The organism is Roseovarius sp. 217 (assembly GCF_000152845.1).
Lineage (GTDB): Bacteria > Pseudomonadota > Alphaproteobacteria > Rhodobacterales > Rhodobacteraceae > Roseovarius.
Genome location: NZ_CH902584.1, coordinates 132,789 through 155,498, shown reverse-complemented (window position 1 = coordinate 155,498; position 22,710 = coordinate 132,789). Strand labels below are relative to the sequence as shown.

Genomic DNA, 22,710 nt, shown 5'->3' with positions numbered 1-22,710 from the left:
GATTTTCCAGCAGCGTCGATCCCGTCCCGCCGCGTTTCGCCGCCAAACCCCTGACCGCGCGCCAATCCGTGCTATCTTCCCCTCCACAAAAGGGAGGAGTGCCGATGATCCGACTTGTCTTGTTTGTCCTGGTGCTGGCCGCACCCGCTACCGCGCAGGACCGCCGCCCGAGCCATTGCATCGCCTTGGCCGATGCGACGCCGGGGCTGGAATATCTGCACCGGGCCAGTTTCCGCGCGCCCTTGCCCGAGTATACCGTGCGGCTGCGCTATATCGCCCATGCCTCGTTTCTCATTCAGGCGGGCGGGTATAATGCGATCACGGATTTCACCGGATTTATTGGCAGTGCCGATCTGATCCCCGATATCGTCACCATGAACCATGCCCATGACACCCATTGGACCGCCTTTCCCGATCCGGCGATTCCGCATGTTCTGCCGGGGTGGGGCGCGTATGGCGAGGGGATCGAGCATCACCTTGATCTGGACACGCTCCTCGTGCGCAATGTCTCGACCGACATCCGCTCGGGCGGTGGGGTCGAGGCCAAGGGCAATTCGATTTTCGTGTTCGAGGCCGAGGGGCTCTGCATCGCCCATCTGGGCCATCTGCATCACGAGCCGTCGGATGATCAATATGCAGCACTTGGCCGGATGGATGTGGTAATGGCCCCGGTCGATGGCGGGTTCACGATGAATATCGCGGATATGATGAGCGTGCTGAGGCGGGTGAAGGCCTCGATTGTTTTGCCGATGCATTGGTTTGGCGACAGCACGCTTGAGCGGTTTCTGGCGGGGATGGAGGCGGATTTCGCCATCGCGCGCCCCGGTGTGAGCGATATTGAAGTCTCCTTGCGCACCCTGCCGGACCGACCCACGATTGTCGTCCTGCGCCCAGCGTGGCTGCGGGATAACGAATGAGGCTCAGGCCGGTTGACGCAGGATGCGGGGCACCGTGAACTCAACCGTTTCCTGCGCGGTTTCGATCACCTCGACCGAGATACTGTGGTGGCGCGGGGAACACGAATTTGGGCTATTGGTTGGTGCGGTGGTGTGTGTCTGATGTGCGGACTTTGCTGCCGTTCAATGGTGCCGTCTGAATGGCCGCTACCGGACCATTGAGATAGGTAAGCTTTGCGGAGTAATGAGTTGACTCCAACTCATCGCAAATCCAATCTAGTCAGATGTTTAGGATATTCATGTCGGTATGTTTGGTTTTCGTTGCGGCTCCGAGCCTGACCAGGGCGGATCTCGATTTGCCAACGCCGGACGTTGTCGACTGTTTAAAAGCCATTGAGCCTCTAGATTTGCGTTACCGTGGTTGGATGCAGCAGCACTGTGTAGTTGTCGCGGGAGACATTTGTATAGCTGTGGACAAAGGAACTGGCTCCTGTCTGTCTGACGTCGTGGCCTCAATGCGCACTTTTTATGAGGAGTTACTACCGCTTTTGCCGCCAACGATAGAAGGAAACGGTTATGCACCTAAAGGATACGAACGCGCCTTGGAGCGAGCCGTTGATACGTTCGAAAACGTTCCTGAATGTTCTGGGCTGAACGGCTATGAACTCACGACATGCGAATATGTACAACTTGGTGTCGCAACATTGGATTTGTTTTATCGGGCCAGACTAGCGAACGTTTCCCTGCCTTAAGTAAGGGTGCAGTCTTGGCCCCCAAGGTAGTGACTGAAATGAGTAAGACGACATTCGTTTACTGCGCAGCATCCGCCGCTCAGGGCTCAAACCGACCATCCGACACGTCACCCAATCCCCCTCATACCTTCTCCCGCAGCACCCTCGGCACCTTGAACTCAACCGTTTCCTGCGCGGTTTCGACCTGTTCGACGGTGACGTCATAGCGGGCGTGGAAGGCGTCGATCACCTCGTTGACCAACACTTCCGGCGCAGAGGCCCCGGCGGTAATGCCGATAGAGGCGATACCGTCCAGCGCGCGCCAGTCGATGTCGGTGGCGCGTTGCACGAGCTGGGAGTACGTGCAGCCCGCCCGCGCGCCGACCTCGACCAGACGTTTGGAATTCGACGAATTGGGTGCGCCCACGACCAGCATCGCCTCGGCCCGTTCCGCCATGGCCTTGACCGCCTCTTGCCGGTTGGTGGTGGCGTAACAGATGTCTTCCTTATGCGGGCCGACAATCGCCGGGAACCGCGCCTGAAGCGCCGCGACCACCTCGGCAGTGTCATCGACCGAGAGGGTGGTTTGAGTGACAAAGGCAAGGCGGGCCGCGTCGCGCACCGCAAGCGTGGCGACATCGGCGGGGGTCTCGACCAAGAGCACCTCGCCTGTCGGCAATTGCCCCATGGTGCCCACGGTTTCGGGGTGCCCGGCATGGCCGATCATCACAATTTGCAGCCCGTTCTCATGGTGCCGCTCTGCCTCGATATGCACCTTGCTGACCAGCGGGCAGGTGGCATCGACATAGAGCATCTGGCGCGCTGCGGCCTCCGACGGGACCGATTTCGGCACGCCATGGGCGGAAAAGATCACCGGTCGGTCGGTAGGGCACTCATCCAATTCCTCGACGAACACCGCCCCCTTGGCGCGCAGGTCATCGACCACGTATTTGTTATGCACGATCTCATGGCGCACATAGACCGGCGCCCCCCATTTCGCGAGGGCCATTTCGACGATCTTGATGGCGCGGTCCACACCGGCGCAAAAGCCGCGCGGCGCGGCGAGGTAGAGGGTGAGGGGGGGCTTGGTCATCGCGCGTCTCCTGCTTGGGTCTAGAGGTAAGGCAGGGGAGGCGGCAGGTAAAGGGTGAGGCGGGAAATTGCGGGGTGTCCGCCGCCGCCTCATTCGCCCCAGTTACCCCAGCAGCCGACGCGCGATCACCTGCGCCTGAATCTCGGCCGCGCCCTCGAAAATATTGAGAATGCGCGCGTCACAGAGAATCCGGCTGATGGTGTACTCCAGCGCAAAACCGTTGCCGCCATGGATCTGCAATCCGTTATCCGCCGCAGCCCAGGCCACCCGCGCCCCCAAGAGCTTGGCCATCCCCGCCTCAAGGTCACAGCGCCGCCCGTGATCCTTTTCCCAAGCCGAGAAATAGGTCAATTGCCGCGCCACCATGATCTCGACCGCCATCATCGCCAGCTTGCCCGACACACGCGGAAACTCGATCAACGCGCGGCCAAACTGCTTGCGGTCCTGCGCATATTTCATCGCCACATCGAGAGCGGATTGCGCGACGCCCACGGCGCGGGCGGCGGTCTGAATGCGAGCAGACTCAAAGGTCTCCATCAACTGCTTGAAGCCCTTGCCTTCTTCACCGCCCAGCAGGTTCTCGCCCTTGATGTGAAAATTATCGAACCCCAGTTCATATTCCTTCATGCCACGATAGCCCAGAACCTCGATCTCGCCGCCGGTCATGCCGGGGGTCGGGAATGGTGCGTCATCGGTGCCGGGGGTTTTCTCGGCCAGAAACATCGACAGCCCCCGGTGATCGGTGGTGTCGGGCACGGTGCGCGCCAAGAGCGTCATCACATGGGTGCGCGCAGCATGGGTGATCCATGTCTTGTTGCCCGTGACTTTCCAGTCGCCAGCCTCGTCCTTGACAGCGCGGGTGCGCAGACTGCCCAGATCCGATCCGGTGTTGGGCTCGGTAAAGACCGCCGTCGGCAGGATCTCGGCGCTGGCCAGCTTGGGCAACCAATGGGCCTTTTGTTCCTCAGTACCACCACACAGGATCAACTCGGCGGCAATCTCGGACCGGGTGCCCAGAGAGCCCACCCCGATATAGCCCCGGCTCAACTCTTCCGAGACCACAACCATCGACGCCTTGCTCAACCCAAAACCACCGAATTCCTCGGGAATGGTCAGGCCAAAGACGCCCATTTCCGCCAATTCCTCGATGATCTCCATCGGAATGAGCTCATCCTTGAGATGCCACTCATGCGCATAGGGCTCGACCTTCTCGACCGAAAACCGCCGGAACTGCTCGCGGATCATTTCCAGCTCATCATCCAGCCCTGTCCGCCCCACCGTGATCTCGGCGGACCGCTCCTGCATCAAATCCACCAACCGGCTGCGGGCGGCTTGGGTATTGCCCGCCTGCATCAGCATTGTGGCGGCGGGGTCCATCATCAGATGTGCATCGTCGGGGCTCAGGCCCAGATCCTGAAGCCGCACCATCTCGCCCTGATTCATCTGGATGCCACCCGCGATCTGGCTCAGATATTCTCCGAATGCGATTTGCAGGATCAGTTGCTCGACCTCGCCAAATTGATCCTTTTCCTCGAGCCGCGTGGCCCAGGCCTGCATTTGCCGTAGCGCCTCGACATAGGTGGCCAACCACGCCAGCCCATGTGCTGCGGTCTGATGCGCCTCGATGGCTGCCCCCGACACGCGCCCCTCGACAGTGACCAGCGCGCGCACGGCGTCAGTGGCCCGCTCCAGCAAGGCTTCGGTCGGGGCAAGTGCCACACTGGTCAAGGCCAGAAGGTCGCCCAGAATAATCGGCTGTGCCATCGCAAGATCCTGTCCGTCATGTGCCATGAATCGCATCCTTTTCCTGATCTGGTGCCTTTTATCTATTATGCAGGTGCAGCGCAACTATTATGCTTTTTGTCGCAGGGTTTTGTTCTAAAATTGCGTGTTGAAATACTGCACTGCGGCGCTATGCCCCACAGCGCCTGGTTTCAGACGGCACCTGTCCCTGCGTGTTGCCAAAAATGCCTTCAATCCCGCACGCCGCAACATTTCCCTGTTTCGCGCGATTCCGGAAATACCCTAAGACGGTTCCATGGAAGCGTTTTTCGACATAGACCCAATGTGGGGTTGGGCCATGGCCTTTACCGTGGCGGTCTGCGCCGGGATGGTCAAGGGGGTGGTGGGCTTTGCCATGCCCACGGTGATGATCGCGGGTCTCAGCACGATGATGCCCCCCGAACTGGCGCTGGCAGGGTTGATCCTGCCGACGCTGGCGACAAATCTCTGGCAGGCGCTGCGCCAAGGTGCTCTCGCCGCCCTCGCCTCGATCACACATTTCCGGGTGTTCCTGATTGCAGGTGGCGTGATTATGGTCTTTGCGGCACAGCTGGTGCCGGTGCTGCCGCCCTCTGCGATGTTGCTCTTCATCGGCCCACTTATCACGCTTTATGCGGTCTCCACGCTCATGGGACGCGGATTGCGTCTGCCGCCGGAGCCGGGGATCAAGGGTGAGGCGGGCATGGGGGCGCTTGCCGGTCTTTTCGGCGGCCTCTCGGGGATCTGGGGGCCGCCCACCGTCGCCATGCTGATCGCGCGCGGCACCGAGAAAACCGACCAGATGCGGGTGCAGGGCGTGATCTATGGTTTGGGTGCGCTGGTGCTGCTTGGCTCGCATATCGGATCGGGCGTCTTGCGCGCCGAAACGGTGCCGCTCTCTCTGGCGATGGTCGCCCCGGCGCTCTTCGGAATCTGGATCGGCTTTCGCCTTCAGGACCGATTCGATCAGGCGACCTTTCGCAAGATCACCCTCTGGGTGCTGCTGATTGCGGGGCTCAACCTGATCCGGCGTGGCGTCATGCTGCTCTGATCCAGAAGACCTTACAAAACTCGGCCGAAACCTTACAGAGCTTACAGGCGCCTCAGCCCCGATTGACCCGCGCCGCCATGCGCGCGACGAACCTCTCGCGCGCCTCGGGCAGCGGCTTGTTTCTCATCTGCGGTGCCAGATGGGTGCGCAAAAAATGGCCCGTGACCGTCAAGCCTTGCAGGATTTCGGCATCCGGTGCGGGCCCATGTCCCATCAGACAGGGCGGCAATGGCAAGAGCTTGTCCACCCATTCCCCCGCCCCAGCCCGCGACACCGCACGCCCGGTCCTTGGTGATATGTAGCTGAGATCATTTGCCTTTTCCCCCATCACCGCACAGGTGCTCAGGTCCAGACCAAATCCCAGATCCTCCAATAGCGCCAGTTCCCAATGCAGATAGGCTAGGGGCCAGACCTCGGATTCGGCCAGAAGATCGAGCAGAGTCTCTGTGCGCTCATAGAGTGCACCATGCGCTTCGCGCTCGGGCAGGGCAAAGAGCAACAGCGCACAAACGGCATTCAACCCCGCCAAGGTCAGCGGATTCCCCAAAACCCCCGCCCGGGATCGAACAGGTTCCACCCTAAAAGTGCCGATATGATCCTCCAACCGCGCCCGCCATTCCAGATCAAGCTGCGCGCCGGGTTGCAGGATCGGGGCCATTTTGCGCGATGCACCACCGCGCACAACGCCTGCGTGACGCCCGCGCTCTGGCGTGAAAACTTCAATGATTACAGCACTTTCCCCGTGGCGGCGGCTGCTCAGAAGGATACCCTGATCGCGCCAATCCATCGGTCTCTCACGCCTCCAGCCCGTCTTGATCAAGCAGGTGACGACCCTCCCGGTCCTCCACCTCGATCACCCAGAGGTCGGGATCATAGCCCCGCTGCCGGCGAATTGCGGCATCGACACCAGCCTCGTCCCCCTCGGCCAACACAACCCAAACCCGCGCGCCGCTCATCAGGTCAAACGACCGCTGCCAGACCCGCGCCTGACCGTTCAGCGTGTTGAGCTTGACCAGAACTGCGCCGCCGGTGTCATCGCCATGCGCCACCACAAAGGCGGGAATCTCCGCCAATCTGAGCCGTGCCAGATAGGCATCAACCCAGAAGCGCGCGGTCAGCCGGGCCATGCGCCCTCGGTTTCCGCCCCTGCTGCGCGGTTGGATTTGAGTACTTTATCCAAGAAAAGCAGAAACATACGCCTAGTTTCCGTCCTTGAAATCCAGCCCCATTTCGGAATAGCGCTCGGATTCTTCCTGCCAGTTCTCGCGAACCTTGACCTGTAGGAAGAGATGAATGCGGCGGCCAAGGAATTCTTCCAACTCCTCACGCGCCGCCTTGGAGACAGCCTTGATCGTCTCGCCCTTGTTGCCCAGAACGATGCCCTTGTGCCCGTCGCGCATCACATAGACCACCTGATCAATCCGGGCCGAGCCATCCTTGCGCTCTTCCCAGTGATCGGTCTCGACGGTCAATTGATAGGGCAATTCCTGATGCAACCGCAGCGTCAGCTTTTCGCGCGTCATCTCGGCGGCGATCATCCGCATCGGCAGATCGGCGATCTGATCCTCAGGATAAAGCCATGGTCCCGCGGGCACTTCACCCGCCAGCCAGTGCCGCAGATCATCGACGCCATGCCCCTTCTCGGCGGAAATTAAGAACGTCTTTTCAAAGGCAAAGCGCTCGTTCATGTCCTTGGTCAGCGCCAGCAGTACCTGCGCTTGCACGCGGTCGATCTTGTTGATGGCGAGTGCCACCTTGCGGCCCTTGGCAATGCCGCTCAACCCGTCCAAGATGCGCTCCACACCTTCGGTCACGCCGCGATGCGCCTCAATCAGCAAGATCACCACATCGGCATCCGCCGCGCCCCCCCAGGCGGCGGCGACCATCGCCCGATCCAGCCTGCGGCGTGGCTGAAACAGGCCCGGTGTGTCGACGAACACCAGCTGGCTCTGCCCCTCCATCGCCACGCCCCGAATGCGCGCGCGCGTGGTCTGTACCTTGTGGGTGACGATGCTGACCTTGGCCCCCACCATGCGATTGAGCAGGGTGGATTTGCCCGCATTGGGCTCTCCGATCAGGGCAATGAAGCCGGCGCGCGTGGTCATGGATTGGGTCTCGACTGTTGTGATTGACAGGCTCTAGCCGATTTGCCGCGCCACGACCAGAGCCGAGCGTCAGTTCCCACAGCCAAAGGAAACAAAGGTGTGGCCACAGCCTCATTCATGACCATCAGGTGGGGCCGTCGGCAAACGCGTCGTCTTGCAGGATTTGGGGTAGATACCGCGCTGTGCGACACGTTCCCAGGTGATCTCGGCACGTTTTTCTGCGGATGCCGAGATCGCAGCCCCGCGTAGGGTCTCAATCGGTCTGCAGCCGGGCCAAGAGCGCCTTGGCTGCCGTTTGCTCAGCCTGCCGCTTGGAGCCGGCGGTTGCCTCGGCGCTTTCACCGCTCTTCAACTGAGCAGAAATAGTGAAAACCGGCGCGTGATCCGGTCCCTTTCGGCGCAGCTCAATGTAGTCGGGCGGCGGAAGGCCCCGCGCTTGCGCCCATTCCTGAAGTGCTGTCTTGGCGTCGCGCGCGTCATCCTTGACCTCGCCGATCCGCGCCCCCCAGAGCCGGAGAACAACCGCGCGCGCCGCGTCAAATCCGGCGTCGAGATAGATCGCGGCAATCACCGCCTCCATCGCATCACCCAAGAGCGCCTCTTTGCGCCGCCCGCCAGAAAGCATTTCGGAGCGCCCGAGCTTGAGCACAGCACCAAGGTCGATCTCGCGCGCCACGTCGGCGCAGGCCTCCTTGCGCACCAGTGCATTGAATCGCGGCGCAAGTTGCCCTTCGGTCGCGCCTTTGTCCTGCGACAGCAGCGCCTCGGACATCACCAGCCCAAGCACGCGGTCGCCCAAAAACTCCAGCCTTTGATTGTCATCACGGTTGGGCGTGACCATCGACGAATGGGTCAGCGCCCGAATGAGAAGTTCAGTCGCAGTGAACTCATGCCCAAGCCGCGTCTGAAACGCCTTTATCTCGGCCGAAAGCTTCAATCCAACCTCTTGAAGAAGCGGTCGCTGCGCCATGTCCAAAATGCCAACATGGAACGGCCTGCCGATGAGAACACCACCCGATTGGCCCGCCCGATCAGGTTCTCGTAGGGAACAAAGCCCACGCCGCCCACCGCCTGCGGAAAGCGTGAATCCGTGGAATTGTCGCGGTTGTCGCCCATGAAGAAGTAATGCCCGGCCGGAACGGTAAAGACGCCCGTGTTATCCGCCCGCTGATCGCCGATATTGAGGATCGCATGCGATCGGCCATTTGGCAAAGTCTCGATCTGGCGCGATTTGATGCAATCGGCCCCTTCTCCCACCACGCCATTCTCGCAGCGCGGACGGATACCCATTGGCCCTTGGCGTGCGAATTCTTCAACGAAATCACCAGCCGGTTCCAGGCCGACGGCGGCCTCGTTGATATGCAGCACGCCATCCTTCATTTGAATGCGATCTCCTGGCAGGCCAATAACCCGCTTGATGAAATCGGTGCCATCCGTCGGCTGGCGGAAGACGATGATATCACCGCGCTCGGGCTCTGACCCAAAGATACGGCTGTTATCGCCGTCAATGAAACCACAGATATCCTGTGCATCAATATTCAGCCCCGCGAAGCGGATCGAGGGGCAGGAGGCGTAGGAATAGCCATAGGCCATCTTGTTGACAAAGAGGAAGTCACCGATCAGCAGCGTGTCCTTCATCGACCCTGAGGGAATCCAGAACGGCTGAAAGAAAAGCGTGCGGAACAGCCCCGCGATCACAAGGGCCCAGAACACCGTCTTGACGGTTTCCCAGATAGAGCTCGATGTCTTGCCTGTGGCGGCCATTTGGCGTCCTCCGCTATCTCTCCGGCGCTACATGCGGGGCCGGGGCCAAGGTGTCAAGCAGACCGTTCAACGGGCCGCGCCTCGATCACCACAAAGGCCTGCGCCCAAGGGTGATCGTCGGTCAATGTCACATGGATGATGGCCTCATGTCCCGGCGGCGTCATCTCGGCCAGACGTGTCGCGGCCCAGCCCGAAACCTGCATCACCGGCTGGCCCGTGGGCAGGTTGGTGACCGCCATATCCTTCCACGCGATGCCCATGCGTAGTCCGGTGCCAAGCGCCTTGGAACAGGCTTCCTTGGCTGCCCACCGCTTGGCATAAGTGCCTGCCACATCGGCGCGGCGCTCGGCCTTGGCCTGTTCCACGGGCGTGAAGACCCGGTTGCGGAACCGGTCACCAAACCGCTCGAGCGTGCGTGCGATCCGCTCGATATTCGCCAGATCCGTGCCAATCCCCAAGATCATCCCGTCACCCCCGGTGCAAAGAGCGGAAAACTTACCCCAAGCGCCCAGGCGAGGATGAGACCAAGAGCCACACCTGCGCTCGTCCCCCCCGCCCGCGCCGCCACCCAACGGCCCATCAGCCCGAATATCAGGAAAAAGAGGAGGATCACCGGCGCAATCATCGCAAGGAAGAACAACCGCTCGGTGTCGAGCAGGATGGCCAGACCCAGCGAGAGTATAAACATCAACCGCGCGCCCAACCTCTGCCAGAGCGGCGCGCCGCGCGTCAGCACCGCATCTGCCAGCATGAACGGCAGCGCCCCGAGGCTGAGTGTCGCGATGATCGTCAACCGCTCAGGTGTGGGCCAGAAATTTGCGCTATAGCGATCCAGAAAAAGGCCAAAGAAGCCAAGGCCCCAGACCAGCAGCGCCACCACCGCCACGGGTCGCAGCCGGTCAGGACGCAGCCCAAATCCCCACAGGAGCGCAAGTTGGCAAACTCCGTAGAGCGCCAGATGCAGCATCAGATAATCCGCCACCAACACTGGCAGCAGCCGTGTTTCCACCTGCACCGCCAAGAGCGGCGCAAGACTGGCCGGCACCCCAAGCACGAGTGCGAACTGCCGCATCGAGAGCGTGCCCGGAACAGGCGGCGCGTGCTGCGGCAAGAGCCGCGACAATGGCCAAGCCAGAGCCACTATCGCCCCCATCAACACCATGATCCATGGGCCCGTGGCCCGCACCGCAACATCACTCTCGCGCCCAGAGGCTGTATCGAGCCAGTCAATCGCCTCGGTGCGCCCCACACGGCTATGCAGCACCGCCACATGCTCGGCCAAGGGGGCCACAACCGCGCGTCGGGTCACATCCCCTGAGCGCGCAGTCTGGCCTTCGCCCGCCTCTGGGTCCACCATCGCCACCGCCTGCCGGGCAAAACCGCGCAGGCCCGCCTCCCACGCGCCGCTGATCAGCAAGAGGGTATCCGGCTCGGTCCCCGTCACCGCCTGAGAAAAGGCCGATATTGCCACCACCGGCCCAACCCGGTCCTCCTCCAGCGCGGTGCGGATGATGATATCGGTCGCCATGGAATGCCCCAAGAGCGCGACCTCGCCGTTGTAACCCTCTTGCGCCACCGCCGCCGCGACCACGCGGCGCGTCTGCTCGATCAGCAGCCGCGTCGTGCCGTCGATGCGCGTCACATCGCCCGACATCGGCACGCGGTTGCGCCCATGCCCTTCGAAATCAAACGCCCAGACCCGGTATCCCGCCCGCGCCAGATCAAGGCTATAGGACTGCATCATCTGCCGCGACCCGGCAAAGCCATGCGCCACGACAACCACCGGCCCGTCAGCACCGGGCTGCGCTTCACGCGTCACCGGCGTGTCAGAGACCGTAAAACTGGTGATTTCCACCCCGCGCCGCTGCCCCTCTAGCTGCCAGAGCGCGAGGGCGGCGACGCATAGCAGGGCTACGACACGGAACATCAGCCCAGCCTCATTGAGAGGCCGACGACCGAAGCAGGGACACACCCGCCGCACCAAGCAACAGGCCGACCGTCGCGTCAATCCAGCGGCGCGCGCGCAGATAGCCCCGCATCATCACCCCGGTTGAAAAGAGCGCGACCCAAACAACGTAATTGATCAACCCGATCAAACCACAGAGCAGCATGAGCGGCAGAAATTCCTGCCCGCTGCCGCCAATCCCCAGTGACAGCGTCGCCATCCAGGCAAAGACGGCCTTGGGGTTCGAAAGGTTCAGCATCAGACCGGACCAGAACAGGCGGCGCGGCGCGGCGCGGACAGCCATCGTGCTGTTTCCAAGCCGCGCGGCCCGCAAGGAGTGCAGGGCCAACCAGAAAAGATAGCCCGCCCCCAGAATTTTGAGGATGCTCAACGCCCATCCGCTAGATTGCAGGACGGCCCCAAGCCCCATCGCGGCCAGCACCCCCCAGAAAAAGAGACCGAGTCCCAGACCAAGCGCAAACCGCATGCCCTTGGCCCGCCCAGCCGCCATGGCCACACTCGCCGCCGCCAGATTGGCCGGCCCCGGAGAGGCCGCAATCACGGTAAAGGCAAGCGCGGCGGAGAGAAATCCCAACGGCTCAGCCATCGCGCGCTTCGTCCATCAGTCGCCGCATTTCGGAAATCGCCGATTGCAACCCGCGAAAAATCGCCTCGCCAATCAGGAAATGCCCGATGTTGAGCTCCATAACCTCGGGAAAGGCTGCGACCGGCTTGACGGTTTCATAGTTCAAACCATGCCCCGCATGCACCTCAAGCCCCAGCGAATGGGCATAGGCCGACATTTCGCGCAGCCCCTCCAACTCACGGTCTCGGGCCTCAAAATGCCCCTCGGCATGGGCGTCGCAATAGGCGCCGGTGTGCAATTCGATCACCTCGGCCCCGATCCGGTGCGCGGCGTCAATCTGGCGTTTGTCGGCAGCAATAAAGATCGACACCCGGCAACCTGCCGCACGCAATGGTGCTAAGTAATGCGCCAGCCGGTTTTCCTCGCGTGCCACTTCCAGCCCGCCTTCGGTCGTGCGCTCCTCGCGTTTTTCCGGCACGATGCACACCGCATGTGGCTTATGCCGCAGGGCGATACGCTGCATCTCCTCGGTCGCCGCCATCTCAAAGTTGAGCGGCACCGTCAGCACCTCCATCAACCCATCAATGTCTGCGTCCGAGATATGCCGCCGGTCCTCGCGCAGATGCGCGGTGATGCCATCCGCCCCGGCCTCTTCGGCCAATTTCGCGGCGCGCAAAGGATCAGGATAGGCCCCGCCACGTGCATTGCGCACTGTGGCCACATGGTCGATATTGACGCCAAGGCGTAGCTTCTTTCCTGCCGACATCGGCCTCTCCCGTGATTGATCCGCGACTCGAGGCATAACCTAGTCTGGTTTTCGCGCCTCGTCAGCCTTGTGCGCCTGTTTTTCCTTGGCGATCTTTTTTTCCTTCATCGCTGTCCATTTTGCCTTTAGGACGCCCTTGCGTCGGTGCTGATAGGCGGTGATCACAGGCAGGCTGATGTAATAGGCCGCAAGCGCCGTCACGATTCCCGGCACGATGCCCCCCACCAAATACGGCAAGAACACCTCGTCATAGAATACTTTCAGGTTATGCCAATCTGCCGTGTGATCCATGAAGATGGCAAGAAAGTTGTTCTTGAGGTCATCGCCCGCATCGAGAAACTTGCCCCCGAGCGAGCGGCTGATTTCATCCTCTGCCAGCGTGGTGCGACCAAGGATCGCGTGCCCCGTCTGAAGCGAAATCACCCCAATCGGCACATAGGTCAGCGGATTGCCAAAGAACGTGCCCAACAAGGCCGCAGGGATATTGCCGCGCAGAATGAGAGCAATCGTGCCCGCGACAATGAAGTGCAGACCGTAAAACGGTGTGAATGTGGTGAAAACCCCGGCAAATATTCCGCGGGCGATACGCTCGGGTGGATCAGGCAGGCGGTGCAGCCGGTGTTTGACATAGGTAAATGCGCGCGCCCACCCGCCTTTGGGCCAGAAAAAATCGGCTATCACCTTCCACAAGGGGCGTCTGTCACGACGTTTGAAAACCACTTGTGCGGCTCCTAGGGTTAATGGCTCAGCCCGCCCCCACGCGGGACGGATCTCGATAGCGCTCTACTGCGGCGACATCGCTTTCCGCATCTAGCGCCGAGAGCACGCCGTGCAAATGCTCGGCATCGCGCAACTCGACATCAATCAATAGACGATAGAAATCCGGTTTCCGGTCAACGAATGTCAGATCCGAGATATTGGCCTTCTGCTCGCCGATCAAGGTGCAAATCCGCCCCAGCACCCCGGCATCGTTGCCAATGGTGAGGTCAAGTGTCACGTCATAGGCTGCCGGATGCGTACCGGTGTGCCAATGCAGGTCCATCCAACGATCCGGCTGTTGGTCATATTGCGACAGGGTCTCGCAGTCGATGGCATGAATCACCACGCCGCGCCCGCGATAAGTGATGCCGACAATCCGCTCGCCCGGCAAAGGCTGGCAACACCGCGCCCGCTCAAAGCTCTGATCCGCCCCAAGGCCGATCACCGCGCGGTCACGCGTCACCTCATTCCCCGCCTCAGGCACCAGATCCGGGTAAACGGCGTTCAGCACCTGATGCGCAGTCAATTCGGCGCTGCCCAATCGCGCGCGCACCTCATCGGCGTTTTTCAGGCGCAGCGTGCGCGCGGCGGCTTCGAGTGCCTTGTCGGTTGCCTTTTTGCCGACATGCTCAAAGGCCGAGCGCGCCAATTCCCGCCCGAGTTTGATATAGCGGTCGCGGTCCAGTTCGCGCAGGGCGCGGCGGATGGCAGCGCGCGCCTTGCCGGTGGTGGCAATATCAAGCCAAGTGGCTTGCGGCGTCTGCCCGTCAGCGGTGATCACCTCGACCGATTGGCCGTTCTTGATCCGCGTCCAGAGCGGCACGCGCATGCCGTCCACCTTGGCCCCAACGCAGGCATGGCCGATCCGTGTATGAATGGCATAGGCAAAATCAATCGGTGTCGCCCCGCGCGGCAACTTGATCACATCGCCTTTGGGCGTGAAACAAAACACCTGATCCGCATACATCTCGAGCTTGACCGCCTCGAGAAAATCCTCGTGATCCTCTTCGGCGTCGAACTGTTCGCTGACGGAGGAAATCCACTTGGCGGGATCTACGGCAAATGGGTTCTCGGAGCGCACCCCGTCGCGATAGGACCAATGCGCGGCCACGCCCGTTTCGGCCACGTCATGCATTGCCTGCGTGCGAATCTGCACCTCGACCCGCTTGCCATCGCGGCCCGACACAGTGGTGTGAATGCTGCGATAGCCGTTGGATTTTGGCTGGCTGATGTAATCCTTGAACCGCCCCGGCACGGCACGCCACCGCTGATGGATTGCCCCCAGAGCGCGGTAACAGTCATTCTCGGAGCGGGTGATCACGCGAAAGCCATAGATATCCGACAGGCGTGAAAAGCCCATCTCCTTTTCCTGCATCTTGCGCCAGATCGAATACGGTTTCTTGGCACGGCCAAAGACATCGGCCATGATCCCGGCCTTGTCCAACTCGTGCCGCATATCGCTGGTGATCCGTTCGACCACATCGCCGGTTTCGCGTTGCAGGGTAATGAAGCGACGGATGATGCTGGCCCGGGCCTCGGGGTTGAGCACCCGAAACGCCAAATCTTCCAGTTCTTCGCGCATCCACTGCATACCCATGCGGCCCGCCAGCGGCCCATAGATATCCATGGTCTCGCGCGCCTTTTGCGCCTGTTTGTCCGGGCGCATGGCCTTGATTGTGCGCATGTTGTGCAGGCGGTCGGCGAGTTTGACCAGAATGACCCGCAAATCCTTGGACATCGCCATGAACAGCTTGCGGAAATTCTCGGCCTGTTTGGTCTCGGAGCTACTGAGTTGCAGATTGGTCAGCTTGGTGACGCCATCCACCAGATCGGCCACTTCACGACCAAATTTGTCTGCGACAATCTGATAGGACGCTTTGGTGTCCTCAATCGTGTCATGCAAAAGAGCGGTGATGATCGTCGCATCATCCAGCCGTTGCTCAGTCAGGATCGCAGCCACGGCAACAGGATGGGTGAAATAGGGCTCGCCCGAGTGACGAAATTGCCCCTCATGCATCGCGCGGCCAAAATCATAGGCCGCGCGAATGAGAGCCTCGTCTGTGCGGGGATTGTAATGGCGCACCAGCGTGATCAGGTCGTCAACGGCGATCATCTGCTATGCGCCTTGGCTGAGCGGGCAACGAGGGTCGAGGCTCAGCCCTGACCCTGTGCTTCCATCAGGGCGCGCAGCAGCTTTTCCTCCGACATGTCGTCGGTGTCGGGCTTGTCCACGTCGCCACCCATCAAGAGGGCCATGGAATCTTCTTCCGGTTCATCCACCTCAATCTGGGTCTGATTCGATTCGATCAGACGCTCACGCAGGTCGTCCGCCGACTGGGTTTCCTCGGCAATTTCGCGAAGCGCCACGACCGGGTTCTTGTCGTTGTCGCGATCCACCGTCAGCGGCGATCCGGACGCAATTTCGCGGGCACGGTGTGCAGCAAGCATCACCAGATCAAAACGGTTCGGAACCTTGTCAACGCAATCTTCTGTGGTAACGCGGGCCATACGACCTCCGGAAGGGTTAGGGGCAGATTTTAAGAAGCCTTGTATTTAGGCTGTCAAGCCGGGATTTACAAGCAGAGAATCAAAGCACTTTCACCTCATCCCGCTGGGCTTGCGGCAGGTCGTCCAACATCTGCCGTACCGTGCGCCCCAAGACCGGATGCACCCAATCCGGGGCCACATCCGCCAACGGCACCAGCACAAACGCGCGCTCGTGAACGCGCGGATGTGGCAGGATCAGATGGTCGGGTGCTCGCGCCTGCTGCGCCTTGAGCGAGAGACCGCGCCACGCCTCGAATCCGGCCCGGTCCGGCAGGATTTGCGGTCCGATGGCGATCAGATCAAGGTCGAGCGTACGCTGTCCCCACCGGGTGTCCCGTCTCCGCCCAAACGCCGCCTCGACCCGGTGCAAGAGGGCCAGCACGGCCTCTGCGGGGCCGGGGTGGCGCAGGACTGCCGCCGCATTCACGAAATCCGGCCCTGCCCCCGCAGGGAAGGCAGGGGTGCGAAAATAGCGGCTGACCGCGAGGATTTCAGCCCCGTTCTCGCGCAAGAGCGCAAGCGCGTCCGACAGGGTAACGTCGGGGCTCACCTCGCCGAACGGCAAGTTTCCACCCATGGCGATCAAGCAGTGTTGATCTAACGTCATCAGACTCATATCCTTTCAGGATGTAACATGCACTTGCATGCAGAATTCGAAACCCCTAATTCATCGAGTTACTTGTTCTGCCTTCATCACTCACACCACTCACCACTCCCAGGCATGACATGACCATTCGGAAGGACATTTAAGATGTTTTACAAGGACGAGCGTTTGGCCTTGTTCATTGATGGCTCAAACCTTTACGCGGCTGGCAAGGCGCTTGGGTTTGACATTGATTACAAGTTGCTGAGATCCGAGTTCATGCGTCGCGGCAAATTGCTGCGCGCCTTTTACTATACCGCCCTGCTTGAGAATGACGAGTATTCGCCAATCCGGCCTTTGGTCGATTGGTTGCATTACAACGGCTATTCCATGGTCACCAAACCGGCCAAGGAATATACCGACAGCCAAGGACGCCGCAAGGTCAAGGGCAATATGGATATCGAACTGACCGTGGATGCGATGGAACTCGCGCCGCGCGTCGATCATATCGTGCTCTTCTCGGGCGATGGCGATTTTCGCCCTCTGGTCGAGAGCCTTCAGCGTCAGGGCGTGCGCGTCTCGGTCGTGTCGACCATCCGCAGCCAACCGCCGATGATCTCGGATGAATTGCGCCGCCAGGCGGATAATTTCATCGAATTGGCGGATCTCAAGGATGTCATCGGCCGCCCGCCGCGTGACGTTCCGAGTGACCGACAAGAGGCCTATGCCGAACAGGAGTGATCTCCCGAGCTGGCCTTTCAGTACCGCCCGGACCTGTCACGTATGATCGTGATGGATTCGGGCGTTTTCGCGCAATTGGCCGGGTTGTTCCTGGCAGCCTTTGGCGCGGCAACCATCCTGCCCTTTCAATCCGAAGTGGTGTTTGTCGGGCTGCAACTGGCTGGCACGGTATCACTCACGTGGCTTATCGTTGTGGCCAGCATTGGCAACACGCTGGGGGCCGTGGTCAATTATGTCATGGGCAGAGGAATCGAGCGATTTCGACATCGGCGCTGGTTTCCGGCAACTGACACGCAGATGGCGCGCGCTCAGGGCTGGTACGCGCGATGGGGCGTCTGGACGCTGCTGCTCAGTTGGGCCCCCTTGGGTGACGCTTTTACGGTGATCGCCGGGGTCATGCGCACACCGATCTGGCTCTTCGTGCTACTCGTTACTCTGGCCAAGACCGGGCGCTATGTCGTGCTCGCGTGGATCACGGCGCAGGCAACCGGCTGAGCTTTAACCCGAGGATATGACTGCAGAGGAACGGGTGGGTGCTTGGCCCAGCCGTTCAATCGGGTTGAAAGATCACGCCGGCGCGCAGGGCTTTGAGCGTGCGCCACAGAAGGCCAGCGATGATCACGCAGAGGGCCATGAGAAGGGCAAGACCGATCAGGCGGTGTCCCGGAGAGCCGACAGCGTTTGCATAGGTGAAGCTGGCGATGGTGACGCCTGCCATGGGAAAACTGAGCGCCCAGAAGGCCAAGGAAAACTGCAACTTCAAGAGCTTGGGGAGTTGCACCGCGACAATAAGCGTAAAGAGATAGGCGCAATTGAGCAGCACGCGGGCAAAGGGATCGACGCCGCCCACCAGTTCCACCCAAGCGAGAAATCCCACCGACGGCGGGGCGATCAGGATGACCAGCGAGGGTTGCAGGCGCTCTGGCAAGGGATCGTGGAAAATCAGCCGGTTCATCACAAGCGTGAGCAGGACAATCCAGAAGATGAGGCCGACGCTGGTGAAGAACCAGCTTATTTCCGGGTAGCCGAGTGGCACCCCGGCGATGGCCACGATGACATTGCCCACCGCCGGAATGAACCATGCGGGCGAGAGGTGGCCATGTTGGAACGCGCGGGCGCTGATCCAGCCGCTGACCACGGCGAGGGTGAGGACCAGTTGCATCGGCACGGCGATCAGCCACATCACATGGGCGATGCCCGGTGCCGGGGCGAGCATGACGATCGACATCAGCACCAAGGCGATGGAAATCGCCGGAAAGAACGCGAGTTTGACCGGGTGTCGCCATTCGGCGGACACCGCAGCGGGGTGGCGGATCGCCTTGGCGAGATAGGCAAGTGCCACGGCGGCAAAGACCGCCATGGTCAGCCAATGCGCCGCCCAAGAGGCAGCGTGGCCAAGGCCCAAAGCCGCCTCGCCCGCACGGAGCGCGAGGGTAAAGCCGCAAAGGCCCATGACAATGGTAAAGAGCGTCACCGGCACATATTGCAGGCGGCCTTGGTCTGGTTCGGTCATGGGGTCTACTCTGCGGCGGTGATGGTCAGGTGCAGGGGGGCGAGACCGTCGATCTCGCCCAAGAGTGTGTTGCCGGGCAGCACGGGGCCGACGCCTGCGGGCGTACCGGTGTAAATCAGGTCGCCGGGGGCGAGGTGATAAAAGCGCGACAGGTGGGCGATGATCTCGGGGACCGACCAGATCATGTCGGCGAGTGTCGCCTCTTGCACGGTGCGCCCGTCCACCGAGAGGCGGATGGCCTGATCGGCGATGTCGCCAAATTCGGCTTTGGGGGTGAGCGCCGAGATGATTGAGGCGTTCTCGAAATCCTTGCCGATGTCCCAGGGGCGGCGTTTTTCCTTGGCGACACCTTGCAGGTCGCGGCGGGTGAGGTCGATGCCGCAGGCATAGCCATAGACCGCATCCATCGCATCAGCCGCGCTGACGCGAAAGGCGGGGGCGCTGAGCGCTACGACGAATTCCATCTCGTGATGGCAATCCGAGGTTTCCAGCGGATAGGGGATGCTGGCGCCGCTGAGGCACAGGGTTTGTGGCGCTTTGTTGAAATAGAACGGCGCTTCGCGGTCTACCTCATTGCCCATTTCAAGCGCATGGGCGGCATAGTTGCGCCCGACGCAGAAGATGCGCTGCACCGGGTAGCCCTGATCCGTGCCGGTGATCGGCACGAGCGGCGTTGCGGGCAGGGAAAACAGCGGTTGGGTCATCGGGGCCTCCGGGGCAAGCGATTGAATTCGCGCCCGTTATGCGCGCCGATTCCCCCCTTGTCAAAGCGGGTTCAGGCGACGCGGCGGCCCTGTGACCAGACACCGCGCAGCGCTGGCGCGCCGCTGCGCAGGCGAAAGCGGATCAGGTCTGCGCGTGCGCCGGTCGTGAGCGTGCCGCGATCCGCCAGACCCACTGCGCGGGCCGGATTGGCGGTGACGGTGGCGAGGCCCCGCGCCATATCGCCCCAGCGTGCGCCCAGTTGCACCGCACCGAGCAAGAGCGCGGAGGGCACGTAATCCGACGACAGGATGTCAAGATAGCCGACGTCCGCCAGTTCCCCCGCCGCGACATTGCCGGAATGCGAGCCGCCCCGAATGAGGTTGGGCGCGCCCATGATGACCGCGATATCGTGGCTGTGACAGGCTCGCGCCGCCTCGACCGTGGTGGGAAATTCGGCCAGCCGGATGCCATAGCCGCCGGACACCGCCACCTGTTCGGCGGTGGTGTCATCATGGCTGGCCAGCACCGCGCCATAGCGGGCGGCGTGGGCCACCGCCGCCGCTTCGTGGCGCGCGCCATTGGCGGCGCGCAGAGCCCTGAGTTGCGCCACATGTTCGGCGAATTCCGCATCCGAGAGGGCGTGTTTGCCCTTCATGTATTCCTCGAGCTTGGTCAGGTCGCGGAATTGGCGCTGCCCTGGCGTGTGGTCCATCAGGCTGACGATGCCGACGCGGTCCTCTGGGCCGAATTGCTCCATTTCCTCTTCCAGCGTTTCCGAGCAGACCTCGGCGCGCAGGTGCAGAAAATGGCTGATCTTGAGCGCATCCTCGGCGCGCAGGCTGAGCAACTCATCGGCCAGACCTCGGGCATATTTGCTATAGCGCCCGACGCCGGTGGGGATTGAGCCCACGCGCATCGCGTCAAAGACGGTGGTGATGCCCACGCTGGCCAGTTCCGCATCATGGGCGAGGATGGCGGCATTATGCGGCCAATCGACCTTGGGGCGGGGTTGGATGTGCCGCTCCAGATTGTCGGTGTGCAGCTCGATCAGGCCGGGGGCGAGGTAATCGCCGCCACAATCGACCGCACCGGGCGGCACGGCGGTGCCGCTGTCGATGGCGGTGATTGTACCGCCCCGAAGGTGGAGCGCGCCGGGCATCACCGCATCGGGCAGGATGAGGAGGGCATTGGCGAGAATGATGTCTTCTGTCATTGGGATGTCACGCTTTCTTGGCACGTCACGGCAACCCGACGAGAGACCTCATGGATTTTCACCGCTACGCTGTTTATTTCACGCCCCCCGAGGGGGAATTTGCCGCCCTGGGCGCGGCGTGGTTGGGGTGGGATTGCGCGCGGGGCTGTGCCGTCGCGCACCCCGAGGTGCCGGGCCTGCCCGCGCCGGTGGCCGAAATCACCGAGACCCCACGCAAATACGGTCTGCATGCCACGATCAAGCCGCCCTTTGCCTTGGCCGAGGGGCAGGGAGAGGCGGGATTGATTGGGGCGTTCGAGCGGTTTTGTGCAGGGGAGGCGGCGGTCACGCTGGCGGGGCTGGAGATCGCGGCTCTGGGGCGGTTTCTGGCATTGGTGCCGGTGGGAGATCAGGGTGGGCTGAACGGGTTGGCGGCACGGGCCGTTGCGGCGTTCGAGCCGTTTCGCGCGCCCTTGACCGAGGCACAATTGGCGCGGCGTCGGGCCGGGGGGCTGACGCCTGCGCAAGACGCGCACCTGTTGCGTTGGGGCTATCCCTATGTGATGGAAGAGTTCCGATTTCATATCACGTTGACCGGCAAGCGGCCAAAGGCGGAATTGCCCGTGATCAAGGCGGCGCTTGACGCGCGGCTTGGCCCGATTGTGCCGCGTCCGTTCCAGATCGACGCGCTTTCGCTGGTGGGCGAGGATCGGCAGGGGCGGTTTCATGTGCTGCACCGTCATACCTTGACCGCATAGATTGCTTTGAGCGCGGTTTTGGTGAGCCGGGGGAGGGCTGCGTCGGTGTCGAGCGTGATCACGGGACCCACGCCCTCGGGGAGGGCCAGATCGGCGCCGCTCAACCGCTCCGCAATATCGGTATGGGTTTCGCGGCCGCGCCCGGCGAGGCGGGCAGCCAATACCTCGGAGGTGGCGGTCAAATGCAGGATGACAAAAGGCTGAAACCGCGCCTGTGCCTCGGGCAGCACGCTGCGCGACAGGTTCACCAGCAGATCGCGCCCCGCCGCCAGATCAAGGCAGATCCCCACCGGCACGCCGTAGCGTAGCCCGTGCGCACGCCAATGCAGGGCAAAACCGCCCTCCTTGAGCCGGGCGTCGAATTCGGTCTCGCTCACGGCCTCATGGCCCTCGCCTTCGGGGTCGGGGGCGCGGGTGATGACGCGGCGGGCGCGGCGCAGACCGGGGTGGCCTGCGATCATGGCGCGCATCAGCGTGTCCTTGCCCACGCCAGAGGGGCCGACCACGGCGATGAGGCGGCCCCGCGTCATGCCGCGCGCGCCGGGGTAAAGGTGGCGACGTCCACCTCTCGGTCGCAGACGCGTGCGCGTGCGGCCTCGTCGTGGAAAATGCCGATGATGGCCGCGCCGCGCGCCTTGGCCTCTTCGATCAGGGTCAGGACGACCTCGCGGTTGGTGGCATCGAGGCTGGCGGTAGGCTCATCCAGCAGGAGGGCGGGAAAGTCATGGGCAAAGCCGCGTGCGATGTTGACACGCTGTTGCTCGCCGCCGGAAAACGTCGTGGGGCTGAGCGACCAGAGCCGGCCGGGGATGTTGAGGCGCGCCAGCAGCGCCTCGGCGCGGTCGAGCGCCACATCGGGCGGGGTTCCGAGGATCAGGAGCGGTTCTGCCACCACGTCGCGTGTCGGCACGCGGGGCACGACGCGCAGGAACTGGCTGACATAACCCAGGGTGTGACGGCGGAGTTGGATGATCTCGCGCGGGGTGGCGCGGGCGACATCGGTGTCCCCCACCATGATCCGCCCGGTGTTGGCACGGTAGTTGCCGTAAATCATCCGCATGAGGGTAGATTTGCCCGCGCCCGAGCTGCCGGTGAGCGCCACGCATTCGCCGGGGGCGGCATTGAGATGCGCGCCCACCATCACCGGAATGATCGCGCCACCCTGATTGTGCAGGGTGAAGCTCTTGCTCAGGCTGTCAATCTCGATCATTGCC

The 22,710-nt window shown here is 62.0% G+C and carries 25 protein-coding genes; 5 read left to right on the top strand and 20 right to left on the bottom strand.

What is annotated here, in order from left to right; translation table 11 throughout:
* The first annotated feature begins 104 nt into the window (after positions 1-104).
* On the top strand, positions 105-917 hold the full coding sequence (locus ROS217_RS00835; RefSeq protein ID WP_009815732.1) for an MBL fold metallo-hydrolase: 813 nt from the start codon (positions 105-107) through the stop codon (positions 915-917).
* A gap of 852 nt (positions 918-1,769) precedes the next feature.
* Here ROS217_RS00835 and ispH read toward each other — a convergent pair.
* On the bottom strand, positions 1,770-2,720 hold the full coding sequence (gene ispH / locus ROS217_RS00830) for a 4-hydroxy-3-methylbut-2-enyl diphosphate reductase (protein WP_009815731.1): 951 nt from the start codon (positions 2,718-2,720) through the stop codon (positions 1,770-1,772).
* Positions 2,721-2,822: 102 nt separating this feature from the next.
* Positions 2,823-4,511, bottom strand: a complete 1,689-nt coding sequence (locus tag ROS217_RS00825) for an acyl-CoA dehydrogenase family protein (RefSeq protein ID WP_040650269.1) — start codon at positions 4,509-4,511, stop codon at positions 2,823-2,825.
* Positions 4,512-4,758: 247 nt separating this feature from the next.
* Between ROS217_RS00825 and ROS217_RS00820 the strand changes: the two genes are divergently transcribed.
* Positions 4,759-5,532: a sulfite exporter TauE/SafE family protein gene (locus ROS217_RS00820; RefSeq protein WP_009815729.1), complete on the top strand. Its 774-nt coding sequence runs from the start codon at positions 4,759-4,761 to the stop codon at positions 5,530-5,532.
* 52 nt (positions 5,533-5,584) lie between these two features.
* Here ROS217_RS00820 and recO read toward each other — a convergent pair whose 3' ends face one another.
* The 13 genes from recO to folK all read right to left on the bottom strand — a co-directional run bounded on the left by recO (position 5,585) and on the right by folK (position 16,611).
* On the bottom strand, positions 5,585-6,319 hold the full coding sequence (recO, locus tag ROS217_RS00815) for a DNA repair protein RecO (RefSeq protein ID WP_009815728.1): 735 nt from the start codon (positions 6,317-6,319) through the stop codon (positions 5,585-5,587).
* A 7-nt stretch (positions 6,320-6,326) separates the two neighbouring features.
* Positions 6,327-6,659, bottom strand: a complete 333-nt coding sequence (locus ROS217_RS00810; RefSeq protein ID WP_009815727.1) for a DUF1491 family protein — start codon at positions 6,657-6,659, stop codon at positions 6,327-6,329.
* 72 nt (positions 6,660-6,731) lie between these two features.
* Positions 6,732-7,637 (bottom strand): GTPase Era, encoded by a 906-nt coding sequence (gene era / locus ROS217_RS00805; RefSeq protein WP_009815725.1) that lies wholly within the window; start codon positions 7,635-7,637, stop codon positions 6,732-6,734.
* Positions 7,638-7,890: 253 nt separating this feature from the next.
* Positions 7,891-8,574, bottom strand: coding sequence for a ribonuclease III (rnc, locus tag ROS217_RS00800; RefSeq protein WP_040650839.1), 684 nt, complete (start codon positions 8,572-8,574; stop codon positions 7,891-7,893).
* Positions 8,571-9,401, bottom strand: a complete 831-nt coding sequence (gene lepB, locus ROS217_RS00795) for a signal peptidase I (RefSeq protein WP_009815723.1) — start codon at positions 9,399-9,401, stop codon at positions 8,571-8,573. The genes rnc and lepB overlap by 4 nt, the downstream gene beginning before the upstream one ends.
* A gap of 53 nt (positions 9,402-9,454) precedes the next feature.
* Positions 9,455-9,865: a holo-ACP synthase gene (gene acpS / locus ROS217_RS00790; RefSeq protein WP_009815722.1), complete on the bottom strand. Its 411-nt coding sequence runs from the start codon at positions 9,863-9,865 to the stop codon at positions 9,455-9,457.
* On the bottom strand, positions 9,862-11,328 hold the full coding sequence (locus ROS217_RS00785) for an alpha/beta fold hydrolase (protein ID WP_009815721.1): 1,467 nt from the start codon (positions 11,326-11,328) through the stop codon (positions 9,862-9,864). The genes acpS and ROS217_RS00785 overlap by 4 nt, the downstream gene beginning before the upstream one ends.
* 10 nt (positions 11,329-11,338) lie before the next feature.
* The gene (locus ROS217_RS00780; protein WP_009815720.1) at positions 11,339-11,953 is read right to left on the bottom strand and encodes a LysE family translocator; all 615 of its coding nucleotides are present in this window, start codon (positions 11,951-11,953) and stop codon (positions 11,339-11,341) included.
* Entirely contained in the window at positions 11,946-12,698 is a 753-nt protein-coding gene (locus ROS217_RS00775) for a pyridoxine 5'-phosphate synthase (RefSeq protein ID WP_009815719.1), read from the bottom strand. Before ROS217_RS00775 ends, ROS217_RS00780 begins: the two co-directional genes overlap by 8 nt.
* A 39-nt stretch (positions 12,699-12,737) precedes the next feature.
* On the bottom strand, positions 12,738-13,418 hold the full coding sequence (locus ROS217_RS00770; protein WP_040650268.1) for a DUF2062 domain-containing protein: 681 nt from the start codon (positions 13,416-13,418) through the stop codon (positions 12,738-12,740).
* A gap of 25 nt (positions 13,419-13,443) precedes the next feature.
* The gene (locus ROS217_RS00765) at positions 13,444-15,570 is read right to left on the bottom strand and encodes a RelA/SpoT family protein (protein ID WP_009815717.1); all 2,127 of its coding nucleotides are present in this window, start codon (positions 15,568-15,570) and stop codon (positions 13,444-13,446) included.
* A 41-nt stretch (positions 15,571-15,611) separates the two neighbouring features.
* Positions 15,612-15,965: a DNA-directed RNA polymerase subunit omega gene (gene rpoZ, locus ROS217_RS00760; protein WP_009815716.1), complete on the bottom strand. Its 354-nt coding sequence runs from the start codon at positions 15,963-15,965 to the stop codon at positions 15,612-15,614.
* Between the two features lie 79 nt (positions 15,966-16,044).
* Complete coding sequence (folK, locus tag ROS217_RS00755) at positions 16,045-16,611, bottom strand: 2-amino-4-hydroxy-6-hydroxymethyldihydropteridine diphosphokinase (protein WP_040650838.1); 567 nt, start codon at positions 16,609-16,611, stop codon at positions 16,045-16,047.
* A gap of 144 nt (positions 16,612-16,755) precedes the next feature.
* Here folK and ROS217_RS00750 point away from each other — a divergent pair, with 144 nt between their 5' ends.
* Both ROS217_RS00750 and ROS217_RS00745 read left to right on the top strand, forming a co-directional pair.
* Complete coding sequence (locus ROS217_RS00750; protein WP_009815714.1) at positions 16,756-17,328, top strand: LabA-like NYN domain-containing protein; 573 nt, start codon at positions 16,756-16,758, stop codon at positions 17,326-17,328.
* Positions 17,329-17,370: 42 nt separating this feature from the next.
* Complete coding sequence (locus tag ROS217_RS00745) at positions 17,371-17,823, top strand: YqaA family protein (protein ID WP_009815713.1); 453 nt, start codon at positions 17,371-17,373, stop codon at positions 17,821-17,823.
* 55 nt (positions 17,824-17,878) lie between these two features.
* Here the strand turns inward: ROS217_RS00745 and ROS217_RS00740 are convergent, their stop codons facing one another.
* The 3 genes from ROS217_RS00740 to ROS217_RS00730 all read right to left on the bottom strand — a co-directional run bounded on the left by ROS217_RS00740 (position 17,879) and on the right by ROS217_RS00730 (position 20,759).
* Complete coding sequence (locus tag ROS217_RS00740) at positions 17,879-18,841, bottom strand: SLAC1 anion channel family protein (protein ID WP_009815712.1); 963 nt, start codon at positions 18,839-18,841, stop codon at positions 17,879-17,881.
* A gap of 5 nt (positions 18,842-18,846) precedes the next feature.
* Entirely contained in the window at positions 18,847-19,545 is a 699-nt protein-coding gene (locus ROS217_RS00735) for a fumarylacetoacetate hydrolase family protein (RefSeq protein ID WP_009815711.1), read from the bottom strand.
* A gap of 71 nt (positions 19,546-19,616) precedes the next feature.
* Complete coding sequence (locus ROS217_RS00730; protein ID WP_009815710.1) at positions 19,617-20,759, bottom strand: alpha-D-ribose 1-methylphosphonate 5-triphosphate diphosphatase; 1,143 nt, start codon at positions 20,757-20,759, stop codon at positions 19,617-19,619.
* Between the two features lie 50 nt (positions 20,760-20,809).
* On the opposite strand from ROS217_RS00730, the gene ROS217_RS00725 reads away from it, so the two are divergent.
* Positions 20,810-21,496: a DUF1045 domain-containing protein gene (locus ROS217_RS00725; protein ID WP_009815709.1), complete on the top strand. Its 687-nt coding sequence runs from the start codon at positions 20,810-20,812 to the stop codon at positions 21,494-21,496.
* Here the strand turns inward: ROS217_RS00725 and phnN are convergent.
* The gene (gene phnN, locus ROS217_RS00720) at positions 21,478-22,026 is read right to left on the bottom strand and encodes a phosphonate metabolism protein/1,5-bisphosphokinase (PRPP-forming) PhnN (RefSeq protein WP_009815708.1); all 549 of its coding nucleotides are present in this window, start codon (positions 22,024-22,026) and stop codon (positions 21,478-21,480) included. The genes ROS217_RS00725 and phnN overlap by 19 nt on opposite strands.
* The gene (phnL, locus tag ROS217_RS00715; RefSeq protein WP_009815707.1) at positions 22,023-22,706 is read right to left on the bottom strand and encodes a phosphonate C-P lyase system protein PhnL; all 684 of its coding nucleotides are present in this window, start codon (positions 22,704-22,706) and stop codon (positions 22,023-22,025) included. Before phnL ends, phnN begins: the two co-directional genes overlap by 4 nt.
* Positions 22,707-22,710 lie beyond the last annotated feature (4 nt).

Bases quoted from the DNA above. Each gene is read 5' to 3' on its own strand.
- ROS217_RS00835 (WP_009815732.1), top strand. From the start codon at position 105: ATGATCCGACTTGTCTTGTTTGTCCTGGTGCTGGCCGCACCCGCTACC.
- ispH (WP_009815731.1), bottom strand. From the start codon at position 2,720: ATGACCAAGCCCCCCCTCACCCTCTACCTCGCCGCGCCGCGCGGCTTT.
- ROS217_RS00825 (WP_040650269.1), bottom strand. From the start codon at position 4,511: ATGGCACATGACGGACAGGATCTTGCGATGGCACAGCCGATTATTCTG.
- ROS217_RS00820 (WP_009815729.1), top strand. From the start codon at position 4,759: ATGGAAGCGTTTTTCGACATAGACCCAATGTGGGGTTGGGCCATGGCC.
- recO (WP_009815728.1), bottom strand. From the start codon at position 6,319: ATGGATTGGCGCGATCAGGGTATCCTTCTGAGCAGCCGCCGCCACGGG.
- ROS217_RS00810 (WP_009815727.1), bottom strand. From the start codon at position 6,659: ATGGCCCGGCTGACCGCGCGCTTCTGGGTTGATGCCTATCTGGCACGG.
- era (WP_009815725.1), bottom strand. From the start codon at position 7,637: ATGACCACGCGCGCCGGCTTCATTGCCCTGATCGGAGAGCCCAATGCG.
- lepB (WP_009815723.1), bottom strand. From the start codon at position 9,401: ATGGCCGCCACAGGCAAGACATCGAGCTCTATCTGGGAAACCGTCAAG.
- acpS (WP_009815722.1), bottom strand. From the start codon at position 9,865: ATGATCTTGGGGATTGGCACGGATCTGGCGAATATCGAGCGGATCGCA.
- ROS217_RS00785 (WP_009815721.1), bottom strand. From the start codon at position 11,328: ATGTTCCGTGTCGTAGCCCTGCTATGCGTCGCCGCCCTCGCGCTCTGG.
- ROS217_RS00780 (WP_009815720.1), bottom strand. From the start codon at position 11,953: ATGGCTGAGCCGTTGGGATTTCTCTCCGCCGCGCTTGCCTTTACCGTG.
- ROS217_RS00775 (WP_009815719.1), bottom strand. From the start codon at position 12,698: ATGTCGGCAGGAAAGAAGCTACGCCTTGGCGTCAATATCGACCATGTG.
- ROS217_RS00765 (WP_009815717.1), bottom strand. From the start codon at position 15,570: ATGATCGCCGTTGACGACCTGATCACGCTGGTGCGCCATTACAATCCC.
- rpoZ (WP_009815716.1), bottom strand. From the start codon at position 15,965: ATGGCCCGCGTTACCACAGAAGATTGCGTTGACAAGGTTCCGAACCGT.
- folK (WP_040650838.1), bottom strand. From the start codon at position 16,611: ATGACGTTAGATCAACACTGCTTGATCGCCATGGGTGGAAACTTGCCG.
- ROS217_RS00750 (WP_009815714.1), top strand. From the start codon at position 16,756: ATGTTTTACAAGGACGAGCGTTTGGCCTTGTTCATTGATGGCTCAAAC.
- ROS217_RS00745 (WP_009815713.1), top strand. From the start codon at position 17,371: ATGATCGTGATGGATTCGGGCGTTTTCGCGCAATTGGCCGGGTTGTTC.
- ROS217_RS00740 (WP_009815712.1), bottom strand. From the start codon at position 18,841: ATGACCGAACCAGACCAAGGCCGCCTGCAATATGTGCCGGTGACGCTC.
- ROS217_RS00735 (WP_009815711.1), bottom strand. From the start codon at position 19,545: ATGACCCAACCGCTGTTTTCCCTGCCCGCAACGCCGCTCGTGCCGATC.
- ROS217_RS00730 (WP_009815710.1), bottom strand. From the start codon at position 20,759: ATGACAGAAGACATCATTCTCGCCAATGCCCTCCTCATCCTGCCCGAT.
- ROS217_RS00725 (WP_009815709.1), top strand. From the start codon at position 20,810: ATGGATTTTCACCGCTACGCTGTTTATTTCACGCCCCCCGAGGGGGAA.
- phnN (WP_009815708.1), bottom strand. From the start codon at position 22,026: ATGACGCGGGGCCGCCTCATCGCCGTGGTCGGCCCCTCTGGCGTGGGC.
- phnL (WP_009815707.1), bottom strand. From the start codon at position 22,706: ATGATCGAGATTGACAGCCTGAGCAAGAGCTTCACCCTGCACAATCAG.